The sequence below is a fragment of the Bacillus sp. ABA4_010 genome (genome assembly GCF_056159105.1).
Map to the genome: position 1 here is coordinate 2,205,221 of NZ_JBSWUN010000003.1, position 24,946 is coordinate 2,230,166.

At 38.9% G+C, this 24,946-nt stretch carries 25 protein-coding genes; 4 read left to right on the forward strand and 21 right to left on the reverse strand.

Annotated features, from left to right (window positions below; genetic code table 11):
• Nucleotides 1-61: 61 nt before the first annotated feature.
• The 5 genes from ACXAEO_RS12285 to mbcS form a co-directional block, all read right to left on the reverse strand.
• On the reverse strand, nucleotides 62-1,033 hold the full coding sequence (locus tag ACXAEO_RS12285) for a siderophore ABC transporter substrate-binding protein (RefSeq protein ID WP_474881309.1): 972 nt from the start codon (nucleotides 1,031-1,033) through the stop codon (nucleotides 62-64).
• A 256-nt stretch (nucleotides 1,034-1,289) separates the two neighbouring features.
• The gene (locus ACXAEO_RS12290; RefSeq protein WP_474881311.1) at nucleotides 1,290-2,048 is read right to left on the reverse strand and encodes an iron ABC transporter ATP-binding protein; all 759 of its coding nucleotides are present in this window, start codon (nucleotides 2,046-2,048) and stop codon (nucleotides 1,290-1,292) included.
• Complete coding sequence (locus ACXAEO_RS12295; protein ID WP_474881313.1) at nucleotides 2,042-2,992, reverse strand: iron chelate uptake ABC transporter family permease subunit; 951 nt, start codon at nucleotides 2,990-2,992, stop codon at nucleotides 2,042-2,044. Before ACXAEO_RS12295 ends, ACXAEO_RS12290 begins: the two co-directional genes overlap by 7 nt.
• Nucleotides 2,985-3,935 carry an ABC transporter permease gene (locus tag ACXAEO_RS12300; RefSeq protein WP_474881316.1) on the reverse strand — a complete coding sequence of 317 codons (951 nt, stop codon included), beginning with the start codon at nucleotides 3,933-3,935 and terminating at the stop codon, nucleotides 2,985-2,987. The genes ACXAEO_RS12295 and ACXAEO_RS12300 overlap by 8 nt, the downstream gene beginning before the upstream one ends.
• A gap of 306 nt (nucleotides 3,936-4,241) precedes the next feature.
• Entirely contained in the window at nucleotides 4,242-5,819 is a 1,578-nt protein-coding gene (gene mbcS, locus ACXAEO_RS12305) for an acyl-CoA synthetase MbcS (RefSeq protein WP_474881318.1), read from the reverse strand.
• A 553-nt stretch (nucleotides 5,820-6,372) separates the two neighbouring features.
• Between mbcS and ACXAEO_RS12310 the strand changes: the two genes are divergently transcribed.
• Entirely contained in the window at nucleotides 6,373-7,218 is an 846-nt protein-coding gene (locus ACXAEO_RS12310; RefSeq protein WP_474881320.1) for a DegV family protein, read from the forward strand.
• A gap of 676 nt (nucleotides 7,219-7,894) precedes the next feature.
• On the opposite strand, the gene ACXAEO_RS12315 is transcribed toward ACXAEO_RS12310, so the two are convergent.
• The 11 genes from ACXAEO_RS12315 to ACXAEO_RS12365 form a co-directional block, all read right to left on the reverse strand.
• Nucleotides 7,895-8,299 carry a hypothetical protein gene (locus tag ACXAEO_RS12315; protein WP_474881323.1) on the reverse strand — a complete coding sequence of 135 codons (405 nt, stop codon included), beginning with the start codon at nucleotides 8,297-8,299 and terminating at the stop codon, nucleotides 7,895-7,897.
• A 114-nt stretch (nucleotides 8,300-8,413) separates the two neighbouring features.
• Nucleotides 8,414-8,668, reverse strand: coding sequence for a YciI family protein (locus ACXAEO_RS12320; RefSeq protein WP_474881325.1), 255 nt, complete (start codon nucleotides 8,666-8,668; stop codon nucleotides 8,414-8,416).
• A gap of 231 nt (nucleotides 8,669-8,899) precedes the next feature.
• Nucleotides 8,900-9,883 (reverse strand): beta-ketoacyl-ACP synthase 3, encoded by a 984-nt coding sequence (locus ACXAEO_RS12325; protein WP_474881328.1) that lies wholly within the window; start codon nucleotides 9,881-9,883, stop codon nucleotides 8,900-8,902.
• A 411-nt stretch (nucleotides 9,884-10,294) separates the two neighbouring features.
• Nucleotides 10,295-10,747: a hypothetical protein gene (locus tag ACXAEO_RS12330; RefSeq protein ID WP_474881331.1), complete on the reverse strand. Its 453-nt coding sequence runs from the start codon at nucleotides 10,745-10,747 to the stop codon at nucleotides 10,295-10,297.
• A gap of 124 nt (nucleotides 10,748-10,871) precedes the next feature.
• Nucleotides 10,872-12,086 carry a dicarboxylate/amino acid:cation symporter gene (locus ACXAEO_RS12335; protein WP_474881333.1) on the reverse strand — a complete coding sequence of 405 codons (1,215 nt, stop codon included), beginning with the start codon at nucleotides 12,084-12,086 and terminating at the stop codon, nucleotides 10,872-10,874.
• A 194-nt stretch (nucleotides 12,087-12,280) separates the two neighbouring features.
• Nucleotides 12,281-13,324: an anti sigma factor C-terminal domain-containing protein gene (locus ACXAEO_RS12340; protein ID WP_474881336.1), complete on the reverse strand. Its 1,044-nt coding sequence runs from the start codon at nucleotides 13,322-13,324 to the stop codon at nucleotides 12,281-12,283.
• Nucleotides 13,317-13,820, reverse strand: a complete 504-nt coding sequence (locus ACXAEO_RS12345) for an RNA polymerase sigma factor (protein WP_474881338.1) — start codon at nucleotides 13,818-13,820, stop codon at nucleotides 13,317-13,319. Before ACXAEO_RS12345 ends, ACXAEO_RS12340 begins: the two co-directional genes overlap by 8 nt.
• A gap of 194 nt (nucleotides 13,821-14,014) precedes the next feature.
• Nucleotides 14,015-14,260 (reverse strand): DUF2164 domain-containing protein, encoded by a 246-nt coding sequence (locus ACXAEO_RS12350; RefSeq protein WP_474881342.1) that lies wholly within the window; start codon nucleotides 14,258-14,260, stop codon nucleotides 14,015-14,017.
• 264 nt (nucleotides 14,261-14,524) lie between these two features.
• Nucleotides 14,525-15,184, reverse strand: a complete 660-nt coding sequence (locus ACXAEO_RS12355) for a peptidylprolyl isomerase (protein WP_474881344.1) — start codon at nucleotides 15,182-15,184, stop codon at nucleotides 14,525-14,527.
• A gap of 221 nt (nucleotides 15,185-15,405) precedes the next feature.
• Nucleotides 15,406-16,236 (reverse strand): undecaprenyl-diphosphate phosphatase, encoded by an 831-nt coding sequence (locus tag ACXAEO_RS12360; RefSeq protein WP_474881346.1) that lies wholly within the window; start codon nucleotides 16,234-16,236, stop codon nucleotides 15,406-15,408.
• A 165-nt stretch (nucleotides 16,237-16,401) separates the two neighbouring features.
• Entirely contained in the window at nucleotides 16,402-16,533 is a 132-nt protein-coding gene (locus tag ACXAEO_RS12365) for an FbpB family small basic protein (protein ID WP_474881348.1), read from the reverse strand.
• 570 nt (nucleotides 16,534-17,103) lie between these two features.
• On the opposite strand from ACXAEO_RS12365, the gene ACXAEO_RS12370 reads away from it, so the two are divergent.
• On the forward strand, nucleotides 17,104-17,283 hold the full coding sequence (locus ACXAEO_RS12370) for a hypothetical protein (RefSeq protein ID WP_474881350.1): 180 nt from the start codon (nucleotides 17,104-17,106) through the stop codon (nucleotides 17,281-17,283).
• A 60-nt stretch (nucleotides 17,284-17,343) separates the two neighbouring features.
• Nucleotides 17,344-17,481: a hypothetical protein gene (locus tag ACXAEO_RS12375; RefSeq protein WP_474881352.1), complete on the forward strand. Its 138-nt coding sequence runs from the start codon at nucleotides 17,344-17,346 to the stop codon at nucleotides 17,479-17,481.
• A gap of 228 nt (nucleotides 17,482-17,709) precedes the next feature.
• Here ACXAEO_RS12375 and ACXAEO_RS12380 read toward each other — a convergent pair whose 3' ends face one another.
• From ACXAEO_RS12380 to ACXAEO_RS12395, 4 genes are all read right to left on the reverse strand, one after another.
• Nucleotides 17,710-18,099 carry a hypothetical protein gene (locus tag ACXAEO_RS12380; protein WP_474881354.1) on the reverse strand — a complete coding sequence of 130 codons (390 nt, stop codon included), beginning with the start codon at nucleotides 18,097-18,099 and terminating at the stop codon, nucleotides 17,710-17,712.
• Nucleotides 18,100-18,231: 132 nt separating this feature from the next.
• Nucleotides 18,232-20,106 carry a putative bifunctional diguanylate cyclase/phosphodiesterase gene (locus ACXAEO_RS12385; RefSeq protein ID WP_474881357.1) on the reverse strand — a complete coding sequence of 625 codons (1,875 nt, stop codon included), beginning with the start codon at nucleotides 20,104-20,106 and terminating at the stop codon, nucleotides 18,232-18,234.
• A 294-nt stretch (nucleotides 20,107-20,400) separates the two neighbouring features.
• Entirely contained in the window at nucleotides 20,401-20,937 is a 537-nt protein-coding gene (locus tag ACXAEO_RS12390) for a VUT family protein (RefSeq protein WP_474881359.1), read from the reverse strand.
• Between the two features lie 293 nt (nucleotides 20,938-21,230).
• Nucleotides 21,231-22,484: a coiled-coil domain-containing protein gene (locus ACXAEO_RS12395; RefSeq protein ID WP_474881361.1), complete on the reverse strand. Its 1,254-nt coding sequence runs from the start codon at nucleotides 22,482-22,484 to the stop codon at nucleotides 21,231-21,233.
• Between the two features lie 410 nt (nucleotides 22,485-22,894).
• Here ACXAEO_RS12395 and ACXAEO_RS12400 point away from each other — a divergent pair, with 410 nt between their 5' ends.
• Entirely contained in the window at nucleotides 22,895-23,827 is a 933-nt protein-coding gene (locus ACXAEO_RS12400) for a ribose-phosphate diphosphokinase (protein ID WP_474881363.1), read from the forward strand.
• A gap of 135 nt (nucleotides 23,828-23,962) precedes the next feature.
• On the opposite strand, the gene ACXAEO_RS12405 is transcribed toward ACXAEO_RS12400, so the two are convergent.
• The gene (locus tag ACXAEO_RS12405; protein ID WP_474881364.1) at nucleotides 23,963-24,925 is read right to left on the reverse strand and encodes a sugar ABC transporter substrate-binding protein; all 963 of its coding nucleotides are present in this window, start codon (nucleotides 24,923-24,925) and stop codon (nucleotides 23,963-23,965) included.
• Nucleotides 24,926-24,946: the final 21 nt, after the last annotated feature.

Genomic DNA, 24,946 nt, shown 5'->3' on the forward strand with positions numbered 1-24,946 from the left:
TACTATACATAAGAAATCAGACATGGCTGGCTTGCGTCCATGTCTGATTTCTTTCAATCTCTTATTTTAAGCCTTCTTGCACTTCTTTCAACATTTCTGACACCGACACTAAACCGCCCCCTGAAAGATACCAGAAATCAGGATTAAGATAAACAATGTTACCTTCTTGATACGCTTTTGTATTTTTCACTAAATCGTTTTCGATAAGCTGTTTCGCAGAAGTTTCCACTTCCGCCACTGCAGCGCCTCGGTCAATTACAAAAAGATAGTCTGGATTTTTTTCTAAAATATATTCGAATGATACGTTTTGTCCATGTGTAGATACTTCAATATTTTCATCGGCAGGAATTAAACCAAATACGTCATGAAGAATACCAAATCGTGAACCTGGTCCGTAAGCGCTCAAGTTCCCTTCATTCGCTAACACAATCAAGGCGTTCTTCCCACTTGCTTCCACTTCTTCTTTCAGCTTTTGCGCCGCTTCCTCAACTTTAGCTAACTCCTCTTTCACTATATCTTCTTTGCCAAAAATTTCTCCAAGTGTTGTAGCATTTTTCTTATAGGATTCCATATAATTCGCCGTATCTATACCCATATAAATAGTTGGCGCAATTTCGCTGAATTCTTCGTATGAATCTTGCTGTCTGCCAGAAATAATGATAAGATCTGGTGCCATTTCACTAATTTTTTCAAAATCCGGCTCTTTTAGTCCGCCAACGTTCTCATATTTGGCATCTTCAAATTTTGAAAGATAAGAAGGAATATTTGCTTGTGGTACTCCTGCCACTTCCACTCCAAGTTTATCCAATGAATCTAATGTACCAAAATCAAATACAACTACCTTTTGTGGATTTTTTGGAACGATTGTCTCCCCTAATTCGTGTTGAATCGTTAATTCTTTTTGTTCAGTAGATGCTGCTTGCTCATTTGTAGTTGTTTCTTCAGTGCTGCTGGATGAACTTTGAGTACCGCAAGCAACGGCTATAATAGCCAACACAAGGGTAAGTATAAATAAGGATAATTTCTTTTTCATCTCTTCCACCTCTTATACTTTCTTTATTTTCAGCTCCGTTAACATACAATAGGCTTCTTTTAACAGAGCTTCTATTTAAATTGATGGTGCTGCAAAACCGGTAACAAACTCCCGTCATTTCATTTATCATCACATTCTTACAATGACTTGCAGTGTGAATGACCATCATTATGGGGGAAGCCGTCCGCATTCATGCGGGGCCGTATGTGGTGATAAATAAGTTATTCTGCTTTGCAGCACCAGCAATATAAACCGATTAAGCGTAATACACGCAAATTTTGTTTTCATTAAAACTCTCGATCGCGATATCCATCTCATAAATTTCTTTTAAAATGGATGAATCAATGATATGGTCGGCAAGACCTTCTTTAACGATTTTCCCGTCTTTTAAGGCAACAATATAGTCCGAATAACAAGAAGCAAAGTTAATATCATGGATCACAATAACGACGGTTTTTCCAAGTTCGTCCACAAGCCTTCTTAACACCTTCATGATTTGAACAGAATGCTTCATATCTAAGTTATTTAATGGTTCATCGAGAAGAATATATTCCGTGTTTTGAGCAATGACCATGGCAATATAAGCTCTTTGCTTTTGACCACCGCTTAATTGATCTAAATATTTATGTTGAATATCTTCAAGCTCCATATAGGAGATAGCTTCGTCTACATACTTCCAATCCTCTTTCGTCAAATTTCCTTGCGAATAAGGAAAACGCCCAAACGACACGAGCTCTCGAATTGTTAAACGAATATTAATATGGTTAGACTGCTTAAGAATGGAAATTTTCTTAGCTAAGTCATTGCTTTTGCATTCCCCAATTTCTTTTCCTTCAATGACAATCCGTCCTTCATCCTTTGTAATTAGACGGCTAATCATCGACAACAACGTACTTTTTCCTGCACCATTTGGACCGATAAAAGAAGTAATTTTCCCTTTAACGATATTAACTGATACATTGTCAACTACTTTTTTGTTTCCATAATGCTTAGAAACCCCAATAACTTCTACCATGATTTATTCTCCTTTAATAGAAGATAGATGAAATACACTCCACCGATGAAATTAATGATGACGCTGAGTGTTGTAGAAAATGTGAAGACTCTTTCTACAATTAACTGTCCTCCGACAAGTGCAATGATGCTGACTAAAACAGCTCCTACCATCAAGTGATGATGACGGTACGTTTTTAAAAATTCGTGCGTCACATTTGCCACGAGCAACCCAAGAAACGTAATGGGTCCTACTAATGCCGTTGAGATTGAAACGAGTACGGCAATGACAATGAGCAGTCTTTTGACGACATAATCATAGTCGATACCTAAGTTGACAGCTTGCTCTTTGCCAAGCGACAGAACATCTAAATATTTTGTGAACTTCCAAACATACGCTGCTACTGCTATTACCAATACGATGGAAATAACAAGTAGATCCGTATTAACGTTGTTGAAGCTCGCAAACATTTTATCTTGGACAAGTAAAAATTCATTCGGATCAATGAGCACTTGCATAAACGATGACAAACTCTCGAAAAAAGTCCCGAAAATTAAGCCAATCAACAGAAGAAAATAAATATTTTGTTCTTCCCGCTTAAACAAAATTTTATATAACACTCCCGCAAACAGTACCATCAAGCCAACGGAAATCAGAAAATTAATATTTTTATTCAAGACGGTAAGACTGGTAGACCCGAACACAAAAATAACAAATGTCTGAACAAGCATATAAAGCGAGTCGAGTCCCAATATACTTGGTGTCAAAATACGATTGTTCGTAATCGTCTGGAACACCATCGTGGAGAAGGCAATAACCCCTCCTGTCAAAACAATGGCCAAGATTTTTTTGCCGCGTCTTGGCAACGCATAATCCCAGTTACTCCCAAGATCGATAAATAAAAACAGAACGACCAATACAGCTGCCAACACGGAAAGAACTATTAATTTAGTGTAATTACTCATATGCCTTTCTCCTCATGATCAAATAAAGGAAGATTCCGCTGCCTATAACTCCAACCGTTACACCAATCGCAATCTCATACGGGTAGATAATAATACGCCCTAGAATATCGCAGGCTAACACAAAAACTGCTCCTAATAATGCTGTATGAGGGAGACTCTTTTTCAAATGATCACCTTGATACATTGTCACGATATTCGGAATGATTAGACCAAGAAAAGGAATTACACCGACCGTGAGTACGACGATAGAGGTGACGAGGGCCACGATGATTAACCCGATGTTGACCACTTGCTTATGATTGAGTCCTAAATTGACAGAAAACTCCTCCCCCATCCCGGCAATGGTGAATTTATTCGCAAATAAATACGCAATGAGGACAGCTGGAATGCTCATGTATAACAGTTCGTATCGGCCTTGAATAATCATAGAAAAATTCCCTTGTAGCCATGAAGACATATTTTGAATAAGGTCATATTTGTAAGCAAAAAAGGTCGTAACAGAACTGACAATGTTTCCAAACATTAGTCCGACAAGCGGGATGAAAATGGCATCTTTATATTTCACTTTTTCTAAAATTTTCATAAAGATAAAAGTACCGAGCAACGCAAAGGTGAAAGCAACGAGCATCTTCACTAATGGACTTGCCGATGTAAACAGCATCAATGCAACTAAAATTCCTAACCGAGCAGAATCTAGCGTGCCTGCCGTTGTCGGTGAGACAAATTTATTTCGGCTTAACTGTTGCATAATTAAGCCGCATATACTCATGCTCATGCCAGCGATAATAATACTGATTAAACGTGGAAACCGACTAGCCGTTAAAATTTGAGCCTGTTCCGCGCTTAAGTGAAATAAGTCAAAAGGGGTTAAATCTTTGACACCGATAAAAAGGGAACAGATCGATAAAATAATAAGTGCAGTAAATAAATATCTCTTTTTCATAACTTTTCCGCTTAAAAGACTGTTTGTCTACATGTAAGTAAATGCGAAAAGGATAATCATTATCAATAGATGATTCACATCATCTCTTTTCTTATGTAGTTCGTCTGCAGTTCTTTCCCTCCCCTGTCAAAAATGATTATGTAGTAGGGCTTACCACTAAGTGATATTGATTATCATTACTAAATAAAGATTAAACTCTCCAGTTGCTGGAGAGTCAACTCTTTTCTAATAAATTTTTCATGTTTTTTAACAAAATAGACCTGAACAAAGAAATCATTCCCTTGTTCAAGTCTATTTCCACCGAAACTACTTTGCCAGTTGGAGCTCCCTTTGTCTCAGTTCAACTCGACGAATTTTTCCCGAATCAGTTTTTGGCAGTTCATCTACAAACTCAATTAATCTCGGATATTTGTAAGGTGCGGTGATGACTTTAACATGGTTCTGCAATTCTTTATATAAAGCAGCCTCAGCCGTATAGCCTTCTGTTAAAATAATAAATGCCTTCACTACATTCCCTCTGATAGGATCGGGACTCGCAACTACTGCACACTCTTTCACAGCCGCATGTTTCATAAGTGCATCTTCTACCTCAAATGGACCAATTGTATATCCGGAGCTGATAATAATATCATCCGAACGTCCTTCAAACCAATAGTATCCATCCTCATCCTTCCACGCACGGTCGCCAGTGACATAATAGTTGCCACGAAAAGCGGCAGCTGTTCGATCAGCTTCTTTATAATACCCTTTAAACAACGCTCCAAAATCTTTCCGAACAGCTATATCCCCTGTTTCCCCCGCAGAAACCGGTTCCCCATTTTCATCAATGATATCCATATACTCTTCTAAAATTGGCTTGCCCATTGAACCTTCTTTGAAGCGCTCTCCCTTCAATGTACCAATTAATAATGTGCTTTCTGTCTGTCCATAGCCATCACGTACATGAACGGAAAAGTGATGGTTAAACGTATCAACAACTTCACGATTTAGAGCTTCTCCGGCCGAAACAGCACTGTGGAGGCTACGTAAATCAAACTCTTGCAAGTTATCAATCTTCGCCATTAATCGATATTCCGTCGGGGTGCAGCATAGCACATTAATGTGTTCATCTTGCAGAAGTTGTAAATATTTACGTGGTGCGAAACGACCATGATAGACAAAACCTGTTGCCCCTTTTCCTAGTACGGAAAGAAACGGACTCCATACCCACTTTTGCCACCCTGGTCCAGCGGTCGCCCATACGGTGTCTCCTTCACGAATATGGAGCCACCGATCAGCAGCGATGCGTAAATGAGCAAATGCCCAGCCATGGCTATGAATAACCCCTTTTGGCTGACCTGTTGTACCAGACGTATATGGTAAAAAAGCAAGATCATCTCTTGTCGTATTTACCCCAGCAAACGTTTCAGACTCACCGCCCATAATTTCTTCCATTCTTAACCAACCATCTCTTTTCTCTCCAAATGCAATTTTAAATGTGAGAGAAGGTGTTTCATTCTTAATGTTGTCCACTTCCTGGCAAAAAGGAGCGTACGAAATGACCGCTTTTGCTTCTGCGTGATGAATGCGGTAATGAATATCTTTAGACCGTAGCATTTCTGAAGATGGGACAATAACCAAACCTGCCTTCAAGCAAGCAAAATAAATGATATACGATTCGATTAATCGCGGTACAATAACGAGAATACGATCCCCTTTTGTTAACCCTAGTTTCGTTAACCCATTAGCGAGCTGATTACCTTGTCTTATAAGCTCATCATATGAAATACTTTTTTCATTTCCTTGTTCATCTACCCATTTTAATGCTGTTTTTGAGGACGCATGCTTCTCAATTTCTTCTGTTAAATTATAATGTACTGGTGCGAGCAATGTGTTCACATCCATGAATCATTCTCCTCCTGTCTTTAGTTGTCTAAATTTTATTCTGTCCCCTGAATGTTCCGCCATATGTTGTAAAAGCAATATGTACCAACTTCTTTCCCTTCCCCTTGTCTCCAACATTATATACCCAATCATTAGTATCTGCTACTAATATGTGTTTCTATTTTTCGAACAATTTAAATGATTGCGTTTTCATTTTCACTTACTTAAAATAGAACCGAAGCACGTATTTCAAGAGGATGTAACGGACAACGAACCTAGAATTTCCTTTATTTTTTTAATACGCATTCACATATTTGAAATTCATAATTGATTTAACGATTAATTTGGGGTTAACTATTAGTAGAGGGCTAAAGACTATACAAATTGACCTTTAAAAGACAATTTAAGTGGTGTACAGAATTCATTAATAACGCCCCCCGTTGACTAAAGGATGAAATGTCGAGTTAGGAAGTCATATATAGTTTCAAACAAACGCTTTCATATTAACAGTCGCATTTCACATTAAGTAGAAGCTCTATACAACGCCGATTTATACATTAAGGAGACTTTATTCATGACAAAACAAAATAAAATTGCTTGGATTACAGATAGTACCGCTACCCTTTCCGACACATTCATTAAAGAGAATGACGTTCATGTCATTCCATTAAATATTATTTTTGGGGATGCATGCTATCGAGAAAATGTAGACCTTTCCTCTTCTGAGTTTTATCAAAAGCTAGCGGAATCAAAAGATCTTCCGAAAAGCTCACAGCCGGCTATCGGCGACTTTGTCGAACTGTACAAGGAACTGAAGCAAAACTATCAATATGCCATTGCCATTCATGCATCGAGCGTATTGACAGGTACATTTCAAGCTTCTGTCACGGCTGCTCAAATGGAAGAGTTTGATGTGGAAGTAATCGACTCTAAAATCGGCTCGTATCCTCTAGGAAAAATGATTGAAAAGGGCATTGAGTTGGAGAAAGAAGGAAAATCATATGAAGAAATTGTGGCACACCTTCGTACTTTGCCGGACAAAGGTCGTTTATATCTCGTACCTGGGAGCTTAACACAACTCCAAAAAGGCGGCAGACTTTCAACAACCCAAGCTATCATCGGAAGCTTGATCAAATTGAATCTTATCGTCAAATTTGAAGACGGAAAAGTTGTATTATCTGAGAAAATCCGAAAAGCGAAAAAAGTGAAAGAGCGCATGTTCCAAATTTTCAGTGAAGAAGCACATCTCATTAAAGAAGCGAGCATCGTTCACGGAAACGACGAAGCAGCTGCTAATGAATGGAAAAAAGAATTAGAAGAGCTTTATTCACATATTAAATTTACCACTACCACTTTAAGTCCTATTGCCGGAACACATATGGGACAAGACACACTCGGATTAGGGTGGGTAAACGAATAATTGCTCCCATAACTAAAAAACAGCGCAGGATGTCCTGTGCTGTTTTTTTCTATCAACGGAAAATGTCCTTCTCATACTTCATTGCTTTTTTCCTTCTCATTGCAAAGAAATATTTCCAACTTGCTGTCACCTCTCACATCTATTGTGAATATATCCTTAATACTAATACAGAAAGGGTGAAATCAGTGGCAAAGAGCAATAGAGGGCACTCTCTTTATAAATTACCTTCGAAAGGAAGAGGCACTTGTCCGGTTTGCAAACGAACACGAATCAAACTTCTTTATCCAGCCTCCACATCGGACGGAAAAAAATTCAAACTATGCAAAATATGTCGCAGCGCTTCTCAAGAGCGTATTGATGCGGCTATTTTGTAAGCGATTTATTATTTAACTTGAAGGTCTATTTGTTCATGCTTTCAAGCTAATTTTTTACTCTCAGTTTATCTTTCGTTAGAGGCCGTTTTCTGCGCTAGAAGCTATCTGCATGACACAATCTAAGAAGAAACGATTACGTACATCGAAGTGAGCCAATTTGCAAATTTTGAAATTAACGACGGAAACAAAGAACCTACTGGACATGAATATCCCTACTGCAACATTTGGCTTTACGTAATGGTCCTTTTTTTTGAGGTGCTGTCTGAAAAGAGGTAGTTTTTCTCTTTTCAGACAGCACCCCTTTATTTCAATAGATTCATGTTGTACTTCTTCTCTAATAATGTCAAAATCCTTTCTCCAAATTGGCCCATTTGAGATGTAGGTGCTCTTTTTATACGCCGAGGGTTTCGAACATCTTTCCCTTGGTCCCACACTTCTTTCAATAACAGCGGTGTTTGTTTGGCCGCTTCTACTACTGCAGTTGTCACTTGCTTTTGGTGCTCAAGATTCATTTGAATTTCCTGTTGTTTTTTTGTCAGCATGTTTACTTCCCCGCTTATCACATCCGCTTTTTGTTGAATTCGCGCTGTTACTTCATCCATTCTTTTTAAATCAGGTTTCATATTTTGGAATGTTCGAAAAGCGGTATAAGCTAAATAAATAAGAGCCATAACAACTAACACAATACTTCCATATATAAGGATCATCACTTCTACCTCCTCGAATACTTAAAAGGCTTTGTTGTTAGTGATTTACCCAATTTCTTTGCAATATAAGCATGTGTTCAAATTGACGAAAGAAAAATTTTCCCCATAAACAAATCAAATGCTCCACTCGTGCAGTTCCAATCTTCGTACCCCTTCTACAATGTAAGGGTCTTTTTGAGCTAGTTGTCTCGCTTCTTCTAACGAATCCGCCTTATATACGACAAGCCCTCCTGATCCGTCCACAAACGGTCCTTTCGCAAATATTTTTCCTTGTTCACTTAACATCTCTAAATATTCTAAATGCTGAGGACGATATTTTTGATTGATTTCCGGCTTTTCCATGTATAATATTGCTGCATAATAAGGCATAATACCCCTCCACTCCTGCATGGTTTGTACGTTACAGTACTTCGTGACAATTGTCCATTTTCCTTTTTTCTTTTCTCGTAAATGATACACAATCGGTAAAGCGCTTTCAAAAATAGTTAAGCAAGCAGGGCTGAATGACGAAAATACCCTTTTTCGCCATTCAGTACACATTAATATATTAACACGTTCCTCTTGCCCAACAAACCTTTACGATGCAGGCACTAAAAATGATTATTCAACATCCCATCTGACTAACAATCCGGCATGTGTTAATCCCCCGCCAAAGCCATACATTAACAGAACATCACCTTTTTCAAGCTTCCCTTCCTTTATTCCATTATCGAGCGCTAATGGAATTGATGCTGATGACGTGTTCCCCATGTACTCTACACTTGTAAGGGTTCGCTCGAGTGATAATCCTGTTCGCTCGCAAATGGATTCAATGATCCGTAAATTCGCACTATGAGGAATGAACCAATCAACATCCGATTTACTCATTTCTGCTTTGAGCAACAACTCTTCAATCCCTCTAGGAACAGAACGTACCGCCCATTTATACACTTCTCGGCCATTTTGTACCATCTTTCCATGTGCTTGCAGTGGCGTTCCGTCCATAGTCTCTTCTGTCAGCGTGCGATATAAATGAATGCCACCTGAACCTTCCGTTTCAAGATGGGCACCAAGAAAGCTTGGATTTTCTTCCTCTCTTTCTACGAGCATCGCTCCTGCCCCATCTCCAAATAAAATACATGTGGCACGATCTTCATAATCAATTACTTTAGACATCGCTTCTGCGCCGACGACTAACACTTTTTGATGAAGCCCCGATGAGACTAAACCATTTGCTACATGTAATCCATATGTAAAACCAGCACAGGCTGCACTCAAATCAAATGATGCGGTATGAGGAATTTGAAAATGATGCTGAATTCGAGCAGCCACGCTTGGAAGCGCATAATCAGCTGTAGTGGTGGCGACAATGATACAGTCCACTCCTTCTAGTTGCTGACCGCTTCTTTTCACTAACTCTTCAACTGCCTTAATAGCCAAAGTAGCCGTTGACTCATGCTCCCCTGCAATTCTTCGTTCTTTCATTCCTGTTCGCTTTACAATCCATTCATCATTTGTATCGACCATCTTTTGCAAATCATCATTCGTTAACTTCCGTTCTGGAACATACGTCCCAAATGCCGTTATTTTTGCTTGTGATTTCACGATTATGAACCACCCTTCTTCCTTCTATCATATCATCTAATATTATCACCTGGTACTAAAACCTTCAACACTTTTCGTCAGTTATAACGAATCGTCACTTATTTCATGAAAAAAAAAGCTGCCAAAGCAGCCTTATACTTTCATCTTAGCTTATTTCGTTCAGCCTACTTTCTTAATTATCATACTTTACACAAACAAAAGGAGCTATATGCAAAAAGAGCTCTTTTGACCAAACGATTTTTACCGAACAAAGAAGGACATGATAGTTTGGAGGTAACCTGATGGAACATAATCACGAACAACCGATTGATAATGCATTCGATGATGTTTTTCTCCCTTTTTGGTAACGGTCTACTTAAATGAGGCTAGCTAAACGAATGATTTTCCTCTTTTTAGCTAGCCCCATCCTTTTTACTTCTTCTTCACTTCCACGTTCTTTAATCCATGCTCTTCGAATTCTTCACTATATTCAAGCTCTCTTCGCACAATCTCTTCCATCATGCTCACTGAAAAGGTTTCACCCTCTGTCATTGCTCGATGCACATCCCTTTGCGCGAGCATACTCGCCAATGTCATCCAAAGTGCTTCTTGGTCGTATGTATCAACAAGTTTCATTAATTGATCTTCACGCTTTTGCGTAAAAAACGAATGCACTTCATAATGTTCAAAATGCTTTTGCACATCAAGAAGACGAGACACATTAAACAAGCTTTGTTCTATCTCATGATAAGGATTGCCTTCTGCCTCTTCTCCGTAGGTTGAATTGGCCATCCACTTGCCTAAGAAAGCTAATTCGACCAATCGCGTATACTCTTCTTGCGATAGAGTGAGTTTGAGCTGATCTTGTTCCTTTTCTGCCTTCATCGCTTTTCTCCTATCTATTCATAAAATTTGTTTCCTTATACTATACAACAACGGCGCTATTTCTACTTAGTTTTTGTGAAAAAAAGGGAAAAAAAGATAAAAAGAGCTGCCAGAGCAGCCCCTTTTATGCTTTTGCCAAGTCATCTGTTTCTTTTAACTCTCCTTCTGAAGCTGCAACAATAACGGCAGCAGAAGCATCACCTGTCACATTAAGCCACGTTCTGAACATATCTAGAACACGGTCAACGCCGGCAATTAAAGCAATTCCTTCTAAAGGAAGATTCACAGCTGATAATACCATTGTTAGCATGATTAATCCTGCACCAGGAACACCAGCTGTTCCAATAGAAGCAAGTGTTGCTGTTAAAACAATTGTTGCCTGCTGAGCAAGCGTCAAGTCCAAACCGTAAAATTGAGCAACAAAAAGGGCACATACCCCTTGATATAAAGCTGTTCCATCCATATTAATGGTAGCGCCAAGCGGCAGAACGAAACTGCTCACCTTTTTGGAAACTCCGAGGTTTTCTTCTACGTTCTTAATTGTAACAGGAAGTGTACCAGAACTGCTGCTTGTACTAAACGCGACAAGGCCAGCAGGAGCAATCCCTTTAAAGAAGCGAATAGGACTCATTTTGGCAAATACTTTTACGCTAAGTGAGTACACAATAATAGCATGGATTACAGCACCAATAGCAACCGCCGCAATCACTTTCGCCAACGGCATTAAAACAGAAAGACCGTATTGTCCGACAATCGGAGCGACTAATCCGAAAATACCGATTGGCGCAAAACTCATGACAATACTTGTAATTCGGTACATGAGTTCCGCAAATTCATTGAAGAAATTATAAACCGTTTTCGCTTTGTCTCCAAGTAACGCAATCCCAATTCCTAAAAACAGGGCAAAAAAGATAATTTGAAGCATATTTCCTTCTACAAGAGCAGCAAACGGATTCGTCGGCACAATGTTAAGTAGTGTCTCTACTAAACCAGGTGCTTCTGCAGCCTCCATTTCCACCTCTTCTACTTTTAAGTCCAGTCCTTTACCAGGAGAAAACGTATTTCCTAAAAATAGTCCAATGGACACGGCGATAGCTGTCGTAAATAAATAGTATGCAACCGTTTTTCCGCCCATTCGGCCAAGTTGTCTTACATCTCCCGTGCTTGCTACCCCTACGATGAGTGATGAGAGCACTAATGGAACAATGATGAACTTGATCAGCCTTAAAAATAGATCACCAAGTGGCTTGACGATTTCGCTGCCCGGTCCCATCAATGCTCCAAACACGATAGCGGCCACAAAGGCAATCAAAATTCTTGTCAATAAGTTGTTTTTCACTTTCTGTCCCCCCAAACTTTATCCTGCATTTCGGCCCCTTATGCCTCTGCCGCATAAGGGGCCGAAATATGACAGTTCTGTATGTATTCAACCTTTATCTTACCGCAGTACCTGCTTTCTTGCCAACCATAAAATAAAAAACCTGCCATTCTCCTGTTTATAGCTAAAAACGGAAAATGGCAGCCTTTTATCTGTTATTCATATTTGTCAACAATTACTCCCAATGATGACGCACGAACTTGCTTCATATTTTGCAATGCTTTCAATTCTGAAGGAGAACCTGTTACAACAACTCCAAGCACTTTTACCTTTTCAGGACTGCTATTTGGGGACGTTCCACCTACATAGTTCAAAATCCGTTTAAATTCTCCGTAATATTTTCCGTCCTCTATAGCCGCTCCTTCTTCGAGCGCTTCCAAGAAGAACTCTTCACTCGTTTGCTCTCCCGCTTCTTTTTCATCAAATCCATATACTTCCCCTGCCAGTTCAGGATGGGCAGGAATTACAGATTTTGTTCCATCTCCCTCCTCTATTTCAACTGCCTGTAAAGTGGATAAATTTGAATACGTATCTGCCCAGTACCATTGAAGAGAAAGCGTATCTGGCAAAAATTCACGAACTTCTTTTGGAGAGTAGGCTTGGTTAAAAGAAATAGCCATTTCCATCATCTTATTTTCAGGTATCGACTCTAGTTCAGCGAGGTCATTCCGTAAAAATTCATACGCCACTTCCGGATGGTAAAATTCCATCAATCGCTCTTTTGTGTCGCGATTGTATGACCTTTTCTGACCGTCTGCTTGATTCAAAACTTGAATAGGTGAATGGTTTCCGGTAAATCGACTTACCCCTCCAAATAGACTGTATCTAAACGTATCATCACTCCAATCCACTGCAACGTCCCCAATAATTTTATAAGTATTAAAATATAAAACTCCGTCAAATAAACCGTTTTTTATATGTTGATACCCTGCATCATGAACATTTGGTCCCGTAATCTCGCTGAATAAATTAATATCACGTACCGCTTTTGATTCGTTAATCCTCATCATTGCTAACCATCCCATCGATAACAAAGCAATCATGAGTACACTAATCCCACTTGAAATAAGTACTGTACGGATGAACACTTTTCTTTTCGCTTTCTGGACCGTTTTTTGAAATAAATGTGATTTATTCACTTTCTCTTTTTCTCCAAATAAACCATCTAATTCTTTTTCATCATTTTGAAAATCACTCATCGTTCATTTCCCTCCTGTAAATTTCTTTGAATTGCTCTCTTGCTCGAAATAAATACGTCTTTAAAGTCGACATTTTAAAATCCAACATGGCGGCTATTTCCTCATAACTGAATTCCAGTTCATATTTTAAAATTAGAAGCTGTTTGTACGTCGGTTTCAATTGATTTAAAACACGATGAATTTCCTCCTTTAACTCCGCCTTTCCAACGTACTCTTCCGGCAACAGGGCTTCATCTTGAAAAGAAAAATTTTCAATCGAGACATTCCCCTTCTGTTTTTGCTTACGGCACAAATCATAGTAATGGTTCACAGCCACTCGAAACAGCCAACTAGATGCTTTCTCCGAGTCAATTGACTCAAGATAAAGGAAAAATTTATAAACGGTTTCCTGAACAATATCTTCAGCATCAGTCGAATTGGCCCCTATCTTGATCAAGTATTTATAAATCATTTTCATCTTCTCTTCCAAGAGTGGCTGCATCGCTTCATAATCCAAAAGCTCTCCTCCTTTTTCACCTATAAAACGAACGAGCTTATGAAAAGTTGACAAGTTTTTTCAAATTTCTTTTGTTGTTTGTCTCCGTCTAGCGCTCGGAATGACATTTCGAGCGCTAGTTCTTATTACATTGCATGAAAAAAGCCCCTCTGTTTTGATTCAAGAGGAGCCTTCCTTATCATTCATTCTATTCTTCATCCTTTAATTGGACGTTCGAGCGTATACAACTCTTCTTCCAAAGACAACATATGTTGTTCCACTAAAGCTTTCGTATCTTTGATCGCTTGATTATAGAAATGAGGACCGAGATGCTCCTTCACAAATTCCAGCACATTCTCTGCTGCGAGTTCCCCAATCTCTTCTCCTCTTTCTTCATCGAAAAAGCGCTGGATATCCTCAATCATTCGGCTCTTCTGTTCTTGAGAAAACTTAATAAACAATGAAATCACCCCTTTAATTCAGTAAAGAATTTCAAACTTACTATGAGCGTACCATTCAAAACACAGCATTTGCAGTCTTTCTTTTCTGCTCTATCTATGTACACGACAACATCCAAATTTATGCTTTTCCTCTCCTCATCTATTCCCCACAATAGAGATGAGGTTTGTATAGTAGAAATATGCAAAAAGCCTGTTTGGAGAAGTTTCTTCAAACAGGCTTCTAGACTACCGTTGAATAGCCTTTGTTAGTCTCAGCACAAACACCTATTCAATGATCTCCGGCTGTTCATATTCCTCGCCGAATGTTTCGATTGTCACTTTTTTCATTTTTTGTTCTTGTAATGGCTTGTCTTGTCCGTCACGCTCAACTTCTACAATTTGTTTCACAACGTCCATTCCTTCTATTACTTTCCCGAACGCTGCATACTCTCCGTCCAAATGCTCGGCTTTTTCAGTCATAATGAAAAACTGCGATCCTGCCGAATCCGGGTCATTCGTTCTCGCCATGGAAAGAACACCTTCTTCATGCTTCAAATCATTCTCAAACCCGTTGGAACTGAATTCACCGCGGATAGAATAGCCAGGTCCACCTCCTCCAGTTCCTTCCGGATCACCACCTTGAATCATAAATCCTGGAATTACACGATGGAACGTTAAACCATCATAAAAACCCTTTTGAATTAATGAAACAAAATTTAACACCGTATTTGGCGCGATATGCGGATATAACTCTGCTTTGATTTCTCGGTCGTCTTCCATCGTAATTGTCACAACAGGATTTTGTTCCACTTCAATTTTTTTCGTATTTTGAGCAGGTGCCGGCTCACTTGCATTTGTCCCACACCCTCCTAATACTAACGCAACAATAAGGGAAAGATGGACGATACTCAATCGAAATCTTTTGTTTTTCAATGTCCCTATCATTTCAGCACTTCCTTTTCTAAAATTGATTTACTATGTATATCTTTTTCCTTCTCAATCTGCTTCCACTCAAACTGGTTAGCGACTAAAAGGAAAAGACTTCCGTTCGACGGTTATTTTACCATATGATGGTGAATTGTACTATAAAAGGCGATAAAAAGATGACTCCATATAAGTACGGGAGTCATCTTTTTATCGAGCGTTACTTTTGGAATTAAATCTTATTAAAAATAAACAACATAAATCAATCCCGCTAAAATCAGGCGATAAATCGCAAATGGCACAAGTTTAATTTTATTAATTAATTTCAAGAAAAAACGGATTGAGATTAAAGCGAACAAAAAAGCACTCACAAAACCAGCGATAAAAAATGGGAGCGCATCAAGGCTGAAGTATTGCCAATTTTTCAGTAGTGACAGCAAACTTGCTCCAAACATAATAGGAACGGCCATAATAAACGTAAAGTCAGCGGCTGCCCGATGGCTCATCCCAAGCAGCACACCGCCTGAAATCGTTGAACCTGATCTTGAAAATCCTGGCCATAATGAAAAACATTGAATCAGTCCAACTGCCAATGCCTGTTTGTACGTAATTTGGTCCACTGTTTCCACCTTCGGACTTTTTGCACGAAAGATGTCAGCTAAAATCATGAACACGGCTCCAATTACTAAACCAATTAATACGGTAGCCGTCGAAAACAAATACTCATCAATGTAATCTTCGAATAATACTCCTAAAACGCCGGCAGGGATTAATCCTGTTATGACTTGTGTCAATTTAAGACGATTTGTAGGGCGATCCATCTTTCTATTAAGATGTCTTAATCCAAGTAAATCAATGAAACGGTCCTTAAAAACGAGAACGACTGCTAAAATCGAACCGAGTTGAATCACTATTTTAAACGTATTAGCTGTATATTTCCCTAAAAACTGTTGGGAATGAAGCCACATATCATCCACAATGACCATGTGGCCGGTTGATGAAACAGGAGCAAATTCTGTTACCCCTTCCACGAGGCCTAAAATGATTGCTTTTACTATCATCCATAAATCCATCTTCTTTCCATTCTCCTTGATTCAATTTGTCAAATATGTAGTTTATAATACTCCAAGTATATTATTATATCGCAACGATCCTTTATTTGTCTTGCCTATCCTTTTCCTTCAATAAAATAAGCTGCAAAACATGCTGCAGCTCAATAAATAAACAGTCTCTATTTTTTACTTAGAAAGTTTTAAATGTTTGTCATCAATTCGCTTCTCGATTTTTTTCATCTCCGCTTCATTGCTCATAATCTCTTTTTTATTTTCTAATACTAGCTGTTCTAATGAAAATTTAATTGTTTTTCGCATCCTTCATCACCTTCGTGTTTGTATTTTCTGTTTCGCTTACACCATTAATAAAATATTAAAATGAAATAGAAGAAATTTTCAATTAAATAAAGAGCGTTTACTCCCTCTACAGAAAAAGCACCTTTACCATTTTGTTGGTAAAGGTGCTAAATAAAAAGAGACCTTTACCAACATACATTGGCAAAGGTCTCGCTAACAATCAACATTGCCAGCAAAGCCGGGGATTTTCATCCCGTCATGACGACTTTACTGTGACAGCTACTCCCCTTTGGAGAAAACGTTCTATTATTTGAGGTAATCATACCGTGAAATCCGTCTGGCTGTCAACTAAAAACATCTTCCTTCAAAACGAACAACATGTTCAGCTAAACAATGAGATCATTCAAAACCACCTTTGAAACAAGTTTCTCTCATTTCATTAATAAACGACCACTAACAGAGGAAGAAGGTGCAACATAGCGTTTCAACCAATAGTATGTCTTTACTTTTTTGAAATGAACGCTTACTCCCTGTTAATTAGACATGCATAAGGTCCTTCTCAAGAAGAAAACTATAAGTGAGGTGGTGAAAATGAAAAAAGATGTCTTTGATTTAACAGCAGCAGAAATGAAGCGTGCAAGTGAAAAAGGGGCTCGCGAAGACTTTATTCATATAGACTCCCTGTCCGAAGGCGATGACTTACGCCTATCCAATCCATTTGGATCCGGACTAAAGCAAGAACGTGATGAAAGCGAACAACGAAACACATGATAGCACATTGTAGTGAGCACACTAATGATGGTAGTTATCAACTAATAAGGAGGAATCAAAATGGCAACAAACGAAACGTTTCAACCAAAGGATACAGGGAAATTAACGAATTTTCACTATGGTACGAAAGAAGACCGACGTCAACCTGAAGTACTTACGCCTGAAGGTACAAAAGACGGAAAAAGCAAAAAACTGTAAAGACAGAATAATGATATACGGGGGTGTCTGAAAAGAGGAAAACCATCTCTTTTCAGACACCCCCTGCAAAATGGACCGTTACAAAAGCCCAGGAATATTACGGTTTTGCATAAACAGAAAAACAATCATTTCCCTAAATATTTTGAGACTTATTGGACTGCCCCGTGTTGAGCGATACTATTTATTTTTCGGTAAATAAGACCGATTGTATGTGGCAATTGTAGGCCATTATTTCTTCCGACCTCTTCTTACTCCCATATAAAAAAGCAGCACGCTATAAATAATAAAACTAGCAACCGAAAGCAACATCGGCTTATACTCACGCCAAATATTCACAATTCCCTCAATGAGCACTCCTTCAGTTTGTAAATAGTACCCATATACAATGAACAATCCGACTAAAATTAGAAAGGATGACCTCACCACTCTAGCAATATGTATGCTTTCTTGCGCCTTTCGCTTTTTCTTTTTCTTCGCCGGCTTCTTCTTTGGTGGAGACGCTTTTTTCCGCTCATTTTTTGAGCTAGAATCTTTACTAAGATCTGCATTTTCCTCTTTCGGATTCTCTCGTTCACGCTTCAATTTTCCTGTTCTCTTTTTAACCTTCGTTTCTTCCATACACGCTCATCCCTTTTCATACAGTTCCATTTCCTTTAACTATAACGAATAAGAGGGATGTTCGTTAAGTATTTTTTATTTAGTTGTGAGTTTGCTTAAATCGATTAAATACATTAAATACATAGGACTTCGCTATAAATCCACATTATATGTTCTCTCCAACCACTGCTCTGCTTCTTGTGCAGGCAACGGTTTACTGAAAAGATAACCTTGTCCGCTTGGACAGTGATGACGCTTCAAAAATTGTAGCTGTTCATTATTTTCAATTCCTTCTGCAATCATCTGTAAATGTAAGTAATTGCCCATATCAAGAATCGACTTTAAAATTACTTCATCGGGTTTGCTAATATCATCAATAAAGCACTTATCAATTTTCAAACTATCAATTGGAAGCTGCTTTAATACACCTAAAGAAGAATAGCCTACCCCGAAATCATCAATGGATATTTTCACACCTCTTTTTTTCAGTTCTTTCAAGGTAACCATGGATTTTTCAATATTTTGCAAGACACTTTCTGTGATCTCAAGGTGCAAAGAATGTGGATGAAGTTTTGTTTTCTCTAGTATGCTGATGACAGAAGTGACGAATGTCGAATCTTGGAATTGCCATGGCGAAATGTTGACACTAATCACCAGGTCCGTCATTCCCTTTTCATGCCACAACTTTAACTGACGGCAAGCTGACTCCAGCACCCAACAGCCAATACGAGAAATTAAGTTCGCTTCCTCGGCTAATGGAATAAATTGTACTGGCATAATCATTCCTAATTGAGGATGATGCCACCGAATAAGGGCTTCTGCTCCAATGGCTTTTCCTGTGACTAAATCTACTTGCGGCTGATACCAAAGTTCAAACTCATTTTGCTCCACTGCCTTTCTTAGCCCTTTTTCAATCATTAAATTATGTACAGACTCCATATTCAATTCTTTTTGATGAAATTGATAATTGTTGCGTCCTTCCCTTTTTGCCATGTACATAGCAGCATCTGCATATTTAATGAGCGAGGCGGCATCATTCCCATCTGTTGGATACACACTAATTCCAATGCTTGGCGTAGAAAAACAATCAAATCCACCCAAACTCATCGGTTTCATAAATGCTTGAATCAGACATTTCGCTATCTCTTCCGCCTCTGGACGGTCACTGTCTGGAAGTAAAATAACAAATTCATCCCCTCCCATCCGCGACACAAATCCTTCTTCCCCAACACACTTTCGCAACCTTTTAGACACTTCTATAAGCATAAGGTCTCCGATGTGATGACCTAGTGTGTCGTTAATCGTTTTAAAGCGGTCCATATCTATAAAGAGAACGGCCCCCTTTTGCTGCTGAAAGTTGGTTGTTTCTAAAAGTCGATCAAGCTCCTGATTCAAAAAATTTCGATTTGGCAAACCCGTCAATTGGTCGTAATAAGCAAGGTGATGAATTTTTTCTTCTGCTCTTTTTCGTTCTGTAATATCCCGTAACAGAACTTGAATAGCCTGTACTCCTTTAAATTTAATTAGAAACTTGACACTTTCACCATATAATTCTTCACCGTTTAGTCGAATATATTTTCCCGTAAAAATGTTGTTATTGATTTTTACATTGTTCATTTTCTCTATCATTTTGCTCTTGTCACTTGGATGAACAAATTGAAACATCGACTTTCCAACCACCTCATCTTCCTTTTCTGCACCAAGCAGTTTTAATCCGACTTTATTGATATAAACAATTTTATAATCAATTAAAATAAGGACAGCTTCAAATGAATTCTCTACTAATGCTCGATATCGATGTTCTTTCTCTTGTACCTTTTCGACGTTTCGTTTAATTAAACGATACAAAAGAACGCCATTAACCAACACAAATAGCCAGCCTTTTATTGTATCAATCCATTTGTATGGGGGAAGCTCTAAATAAACTAAAATGTAATCAGAGCCAATAATCCATAAACAGCTAATTAAGCTGTAAATGAAAACAATGCGAATACCAATTTTTTTACTGTCCTGCAATTGTCGCCACATGAAACATTCACTTCCTTCCCTCGTATTATTTCCCAAAAGTTCAGCTATCACCACTTGAACTTTAGTCATCGTCAATCCGTATATGAACCTTTAAAGGGAAACTTACGTTATCTGGAGTAGCCATTATGATACTTCTCGATTAAATGAAGATGTGCGGAATTATTAAGGTGAACCTCCATCAACTTACGAAATAAAAAAAAGACTACTCGAAAAGAAAACATCATTCTCTTCAAATAGTCTTAGCAAACTAACCTTTTTTGAACATGTCTCACATTTATCGTATAGACCCTTTCACTATAAGGCCAGTTTTTTGTCAGTAGGCTTAATCACATAATTCAAAATCGCCGCTCCCGCTCCTTGGATAATCGTTTTTACTACTACCTGACCGATAATGGCGGCAGGTACCGCTTCCCACGGTAAAAAGTTTGCGCCAAACGGGCTTAAAGCAATCACGACAAAGATGACCGAATCTAAAAATCCGCCGACAAGTCCGCTGTAAAATACGCGCCAAGCCATCGGCAATTTTAACCGAGAGTAAATTTCAGTATCTGTCGTTTCAGCGACGGCAAACGAAATTGCCGAAGCGGCTACAATGAGGAGCGTATCTCCGTGTAAATAAGATGCCACGGCAGATAACAGTAAAGCACCTCCAATAATGATATACGTGTTTTTTCGCCCGTATTTATTTTGAACAAGGTCGCGTAAAATGAAAGTTGCCCCAATTAGTAACGTCCCCATTGGGATAATGAACATGCCGACATGAAGCGGCGCAAAAGCTGCTGTCACAAAATTGGCCATGACAATGGATAATAAGTACAAAACTATTCTCATCTGTTCCTCCTAATGATTTTTAACAAAAATAAACATCCGACTAAGGATGTCACTTTGGAGCATAAAGCTCCTTCTTTCATAAATATAATGAATGAATCAGCACGCTACTTACTATATCACAACTTTAAACTTCACACATATATCAAGCCTTCAAAGCCCCTCACGAGCACAGATTACATATTTCATACCATTTTCAAGCGGGCTTTCCCTCTGCACAAAAAAGCAGACGACAACCCCATAGAAGGTTGGAATGTCTGCTTTTGGTAGATGCTTTATCGTTGTCGACAAACATCTTATGAAATTCGCTTCACTCGGCCGTTGAATTTGTTTTTCCAGTATCCGCTGGACATATCAGCAATTGCTACACCTGTAGAGCTTTGTGCCCCTATAAATTTCCCGTTTCCGACATAAATCCCCACATGTCCGTCCTTTTTATACGTATCAAAGAATACCAAATCTCCTGGTTGCATTTCATTAACAGATACTTGTGACCCCATCCGTTTCAACGTTTCTGTATTTACAGACCCTAACGATCCAAGTTTCACCCCAACTTGTGAAAACGCCCAGTGGACGAAGGACGAACAATCAAATAATCCGTTAGCAATATCATACTGGTTTCTTCCACCACCAAATACGTAGGCAGAATTGCCAATCCACTTATTTCCGACCGTCACTACATCTTGAATGTTTCCACTGACTGCCACTGCGTATTCATCCGCATTCGCCCCGTTCAGAGAAGCTTGTCTTCTTGCTGATTCTACACTGATGCTTCGTTGTAATTCTTGTTCAATATTTTGTTGAACAGACCATTCTTCAAAAGCAAGGTTGCCATCTTTTTTCTGAAGCTCTGCCTTTAAGTTGATATTTTCCTGCTCTTTCTGTTTGAGCTCTTCCATCAACGTATCTTTCTGCAGCTTTTGCTCTTCTAATTGAGCCATCATGCCATCAAGCTCTGTTTTTAATTCTTGTAAATCTTTCAATTTTTTTTCGACAGATGCTTGTTTTTCTTCTAGGATTTGTTGGTTTTGACGTGTTTCCGTTAAAATCTCTTGATCAGCTCTTGCTATGGTACTAACCGCAACTGCTCGTTCAATAAAATCGCCAAAGCTTGAAGAGCCGAGCAATACTTCTAAATAGTTTACATTTCCACCGCTTTCTTGAAAGGAGCGGACACGTTCTTTCAACAACTCATAACGTTGATCGAATTGTTGTTGCAATAAAGCGATTTCTTCTTCCAGCTTTTGAATATCTTTTGCTGTTTGATCTATTTGCTTTTGCGTTTCTTCTACTTTCAGTTTGTTTTCATTGAAGGCTAAATCCAGTCGTTTAATTTGCTCCAACATTTTTTGTTGCTCTTCTTGAAGACGGTTAATCTCTTCTTGTGCAAGCTGTATTTTTGATTGTGTTTCTTCTCTTTGTTGTTGAATGGATTGTTTCTTTTGTGTCATGTTTTGAATGGATTCTGCTTGAGCAGCTGGAGCAGTGATGACACTCCCTAGCCCAAGCATTAAAGTTGTATTAAATAAAATGATTTTACGTTTTAACACTTTGTATCCTCCGTTTTCCTCTTCCGGTCAAGCCGTGAATCTCTCTATCTCGTTTATCTATTACGTGTACAATTATATTCCTATCGATAAAAGGATAGGTCCCTGCATCAACAGGCCTTGTCCCTTGAAAATTATACCATGAGATACGAAGAAAAAAAGCACTCCCTATATTACAATTCGATTACATTTCAACAAAAATATACAAATTGTGCCATTATTTTCGAAATTTTTGCTTATTTTCATTGAAACAGGTATACTCACATAATCCCCTTCATTATTACTACCTTACCTTCCGCACCGTATTTTCCTACTTTTTTGTTTTTCGACAGGAAAAGAGTATGAAAGAAGCGAAGGACATATTATGATTAAAGTTAAAAATGAAAGGAAAATTAATAAAGAGGTGACAAACAATGACTGCGCTAGATACAAACACTAAAGTGTTTGCGTTAAACTCAAACCCGAAGCTTGCACAAGAAATTGTTGATTTACTCGACATCCCTATGAGTAAAAGCTCCATCAGGCGGTTTAGCGACGGAGAAATTCAATTAAATATTGAAGAAAGTATTCGAGGCTGTGATGCATACTTAGTACAGTCTATAGCAGGTTCTGGCAATGACTATATTATGGAGCTGCTTATTATGATCGATGCGTTAAAAAGAGCTTCCGTTAATACGATCAACGTAGTGCTTCCGTATTACGGTTATGCGAGACAAGATCGGAAACTTGGGGCTAGACAACCTATCACAGCTAAATTAATAGCAGATTTATTAGAAACATCGGGAGCAACAAGAGTCATTACTATTGATTTACATTCATCTTCTATTGAAGGCTTTTTCGATATTCCGGTTGACCAGTTGTCTGCCATCCAAACGTTAGCCTCTCATTTCAACGACAAAAACTTGTCAGATGTCGTGGTTGTAGCACCTGATAATAGCGGGGCACTTCGAGCACGGAAGATGGCTAGTTGCCTTGACGTGCCCATCGCCTTCATGGATCGACGCACATATGCTCCCGATGAGCCCAAAACCGTTAATGTCATTGGAGAAGTAGCGGGTAAGACTGCCATTATCATTGATGACATGGTAGATACAGGAGAAAACTTACTTTTAACTACAAATGTTTTAATAGAGCATGGTGCAAAAGAAGTATACGGCTGTTTCACACACGGTGTACTATCAGGTTCAGCAGTTGAAAAGATTGTCCAATCTCCAGTGAAAGAGCTTGTTGTGACAAACACCATTCTTCTTCCAGAAGAAAAAAGCAACGAAAAAATCACCGTCCTTTCAGTAGCTCCATTACTGGCAGAAGCGATTAAGCGAATCCACGATAAATTTCACGCATAAAGGAAACTTCCATCGGTAAGGGTTTTACCGTCCGTTCATGCAGCATGAAATAAAGGAGCCTGCTACTTCTCTCTCGAAGCAGCAGGCTCCTTTATTGACTAGTTTCTCATTCATCGAGAAAACGTGTAAATGCTATTACGGTTTATCTGATATGTTCGTCCAAAAATTAATTCGCTCTTGTACATTCTCTTCTGTAACGATATCAATCCCGACATCCACTTTTCTTTTGACAGATTTTTTCTCAATTGCTCTTATCGCCTGTTCTACACTCATATATCCCATATCATACGTGTTTTGGGCAATAACCGCATCCATTTCTCCTTGTTGAACGAGCTTTAACATATCTATAATGCCGTCTGTTCCTGTAACCGGAATTAGACTATCCTGCTCTCTTATCGCTTCCAACGCACCTAATGCCATCTCATCACTACTTGCAAATACACCGGCAATGTCAGGTGTCGTTTTTAAAAGGACTTCCATTGCTAGCTCTGATGAGCGGATTCCTCCTACATCATGTTGTTCCACCACAACCTCCATTCCAGCTGCCTGAAACGACTCTTTTGCCCCTTTTAATCGTTCATCCATCACCGGATTATGTTCATGTCCAGTTAAAATGACGACTTTGTCTCCAGGCTGCAGTGTAGAAATGAGCAATTCTGCCGATCTTTTTCCTAATACATAGTTATCCGTCCCAATGAACGATACTTCTTTGTCCCATTCAATGTTCGTATCAACTAAAAAAACGGGAATGCCTCTTTTCGTATATTCCTCCAACATTGGAATAACAGATGCTTCATTCGGAGCGACAATTAGAGCATCCGGCTCTTGAGCAAGGGCTTTCTCGAGCATTTTAAGCTGTTGTTCCGTTTCACTATATAAAGGAGCTGTGATAACTTCCCCGTCTACTCCAAAATCTGCAAACGCTTTTCGCGCCCCTGTTGCGACCATGTTCCAATATTGTTCACTATCTGTTTTCAAGACGACGGCAACTTTAGGGCGGTCCTCCTTCCCTAACAACATGGTACTAACCCATGCCACTATTACGAATGTAAGCACAGCGCCGCCTATAAGAGGGAGCAACGGACGTTTCTTCAACACTCTCTACCTCCCCTTACTAAT

Bases quoted from the DNA above. Each gene is read 5' to 3' on its own strand.
- ACXAEO_RS12315 (WP_474881323.1), bottom strand. From the start codon at position 8,299: ATGATCCTTATATATGGAAGTATTGTGTTAGTTGTTATGGCTCTTATT.
- ACXAEO_RS12320 (WP_474881325.1), bottom strand. From the start codon at position 8,668: ATGCCTTATTATGCAGCAATATTATACATGGAAAAGCCGGAAATCAAT.
- ACXAEO_RS12390 (WP_474881359.1), bottom strand. From the start codon at position 20,937: ATGAGAATAGTTTTGTACTTATTATCCATTGTCATGGCCAATTTTGTG.
- ACXAEO_RS12285 (WP_474881309.1), bottom strand. From the start codon at position 1,033: ATGAAAAAGAAATTATCCTTATTTATACTTACCCTTGTGTTGGCTATT.
- ACXAEO_RS12370 (WP_474881350.1), top strand. From the start codon at position 17,104: ATGAAAAAAGATGTCTTTGATTTAACAGCAGCAGAAATGAAGCGTGCA.
- ACXAEO_RS12380 (WP_474881354.1), bottom strand. From the start codon at position 18,099: ATGGAAGAAACGAAGGTTAAAAAGAGAACAGGAAAATTGAAGCGTGAA.
- ACXAEO_RS12385 (WP_474881357.1), bottom strand. From the start codon at position 20,106: ATGTGGCGACAATTGCAGGACAGTAAAAAAATTGGTATTCGCATTGTT.
- ACXAEO_RS12340 (WP_474881336.1), bottom strand. From the start codon at position 13,324: ATGAGTGATTTTCAAAATGATGAAAAAGAATTAGATGGTTTATTTGGA.
- ACXAEO_RS12300 (WP_474881316.1), bottom strand. From the start codon at position 3,935: ATGAAAAAGAGATATTTATTTACTGCACTTATTATTTTATCGATCTGT.
- ACXAEO_RS12310 (WP_474881320.1), top strand. From the start codon at position 6,373: ATGACAAAACAAAATAAAATTGCTTGGATTACAGATAGTACCGCTACC.
- ACXAEO_RS12355 (WP_474881344.1), bottom strand. From the start codon at position 15,184: ATGATAGGGACATTGAAAAACAAAAGATTTCGATTGAGTATCGTCCAT.
- ACXAEO_RS12295 (WP_474881313.1), bottom strand. From the start codon at position 2,992: ATGAGTAATTACACTAAATTAATAGTTCTTTCCGTGTTGGCAGCTGTA.
- ACXAEO_RS12290 (WP_474881311.1), bottom strand. From the start codon at position 2,048: ATGGTAGAAGTTATTGGGGTTTCTAAGCATTATGGAAACAAAAAAGTA.
- mbcS (WP_474881318.1), bottom strand. From the start codon at position 5,819: ATGGATGTGAACACATTGCTCGCACCAGTACATTATAATTTAACAGAA.
- ACXAEO_RS12400 (WP_474881363.1), top strand. From the start codon at position 22,895: ATGACTGCGCTAGATACAAACACTAAAGTGTTTGCGTTAAACTCAAAC.
- ACXAEO_RS12360 (WP_474881346.1), bottom strand. From the start codon at position 16,236: ATGGATTTATGGATGATAGTAAAAGCAATCATTTTAGGCCTCGTGGAA.
- ACXAEO_RS12365 (WP_474881348.1), bottom strand. From the start codon at position 16,533: ATGCGAAAAACAATTAAATTTTCATTAGAACAGCTAGTATTAGAAAAT.
- ACXAEO_RS12330 (WP_474881331.1), bottom strand. From the start codon at position 10,747: ATGAAGGCAGAAAAGGAACAAGATCAGCTCAAACTCACTCTATCGCAA.
- ACXAEO_RS12375 (WP_474881352.1), top strand. From the start codon at position 17,344: ATGGCAACAAACGAAACGTTTCAACCAAAGGATACAGGGAAATTAACG.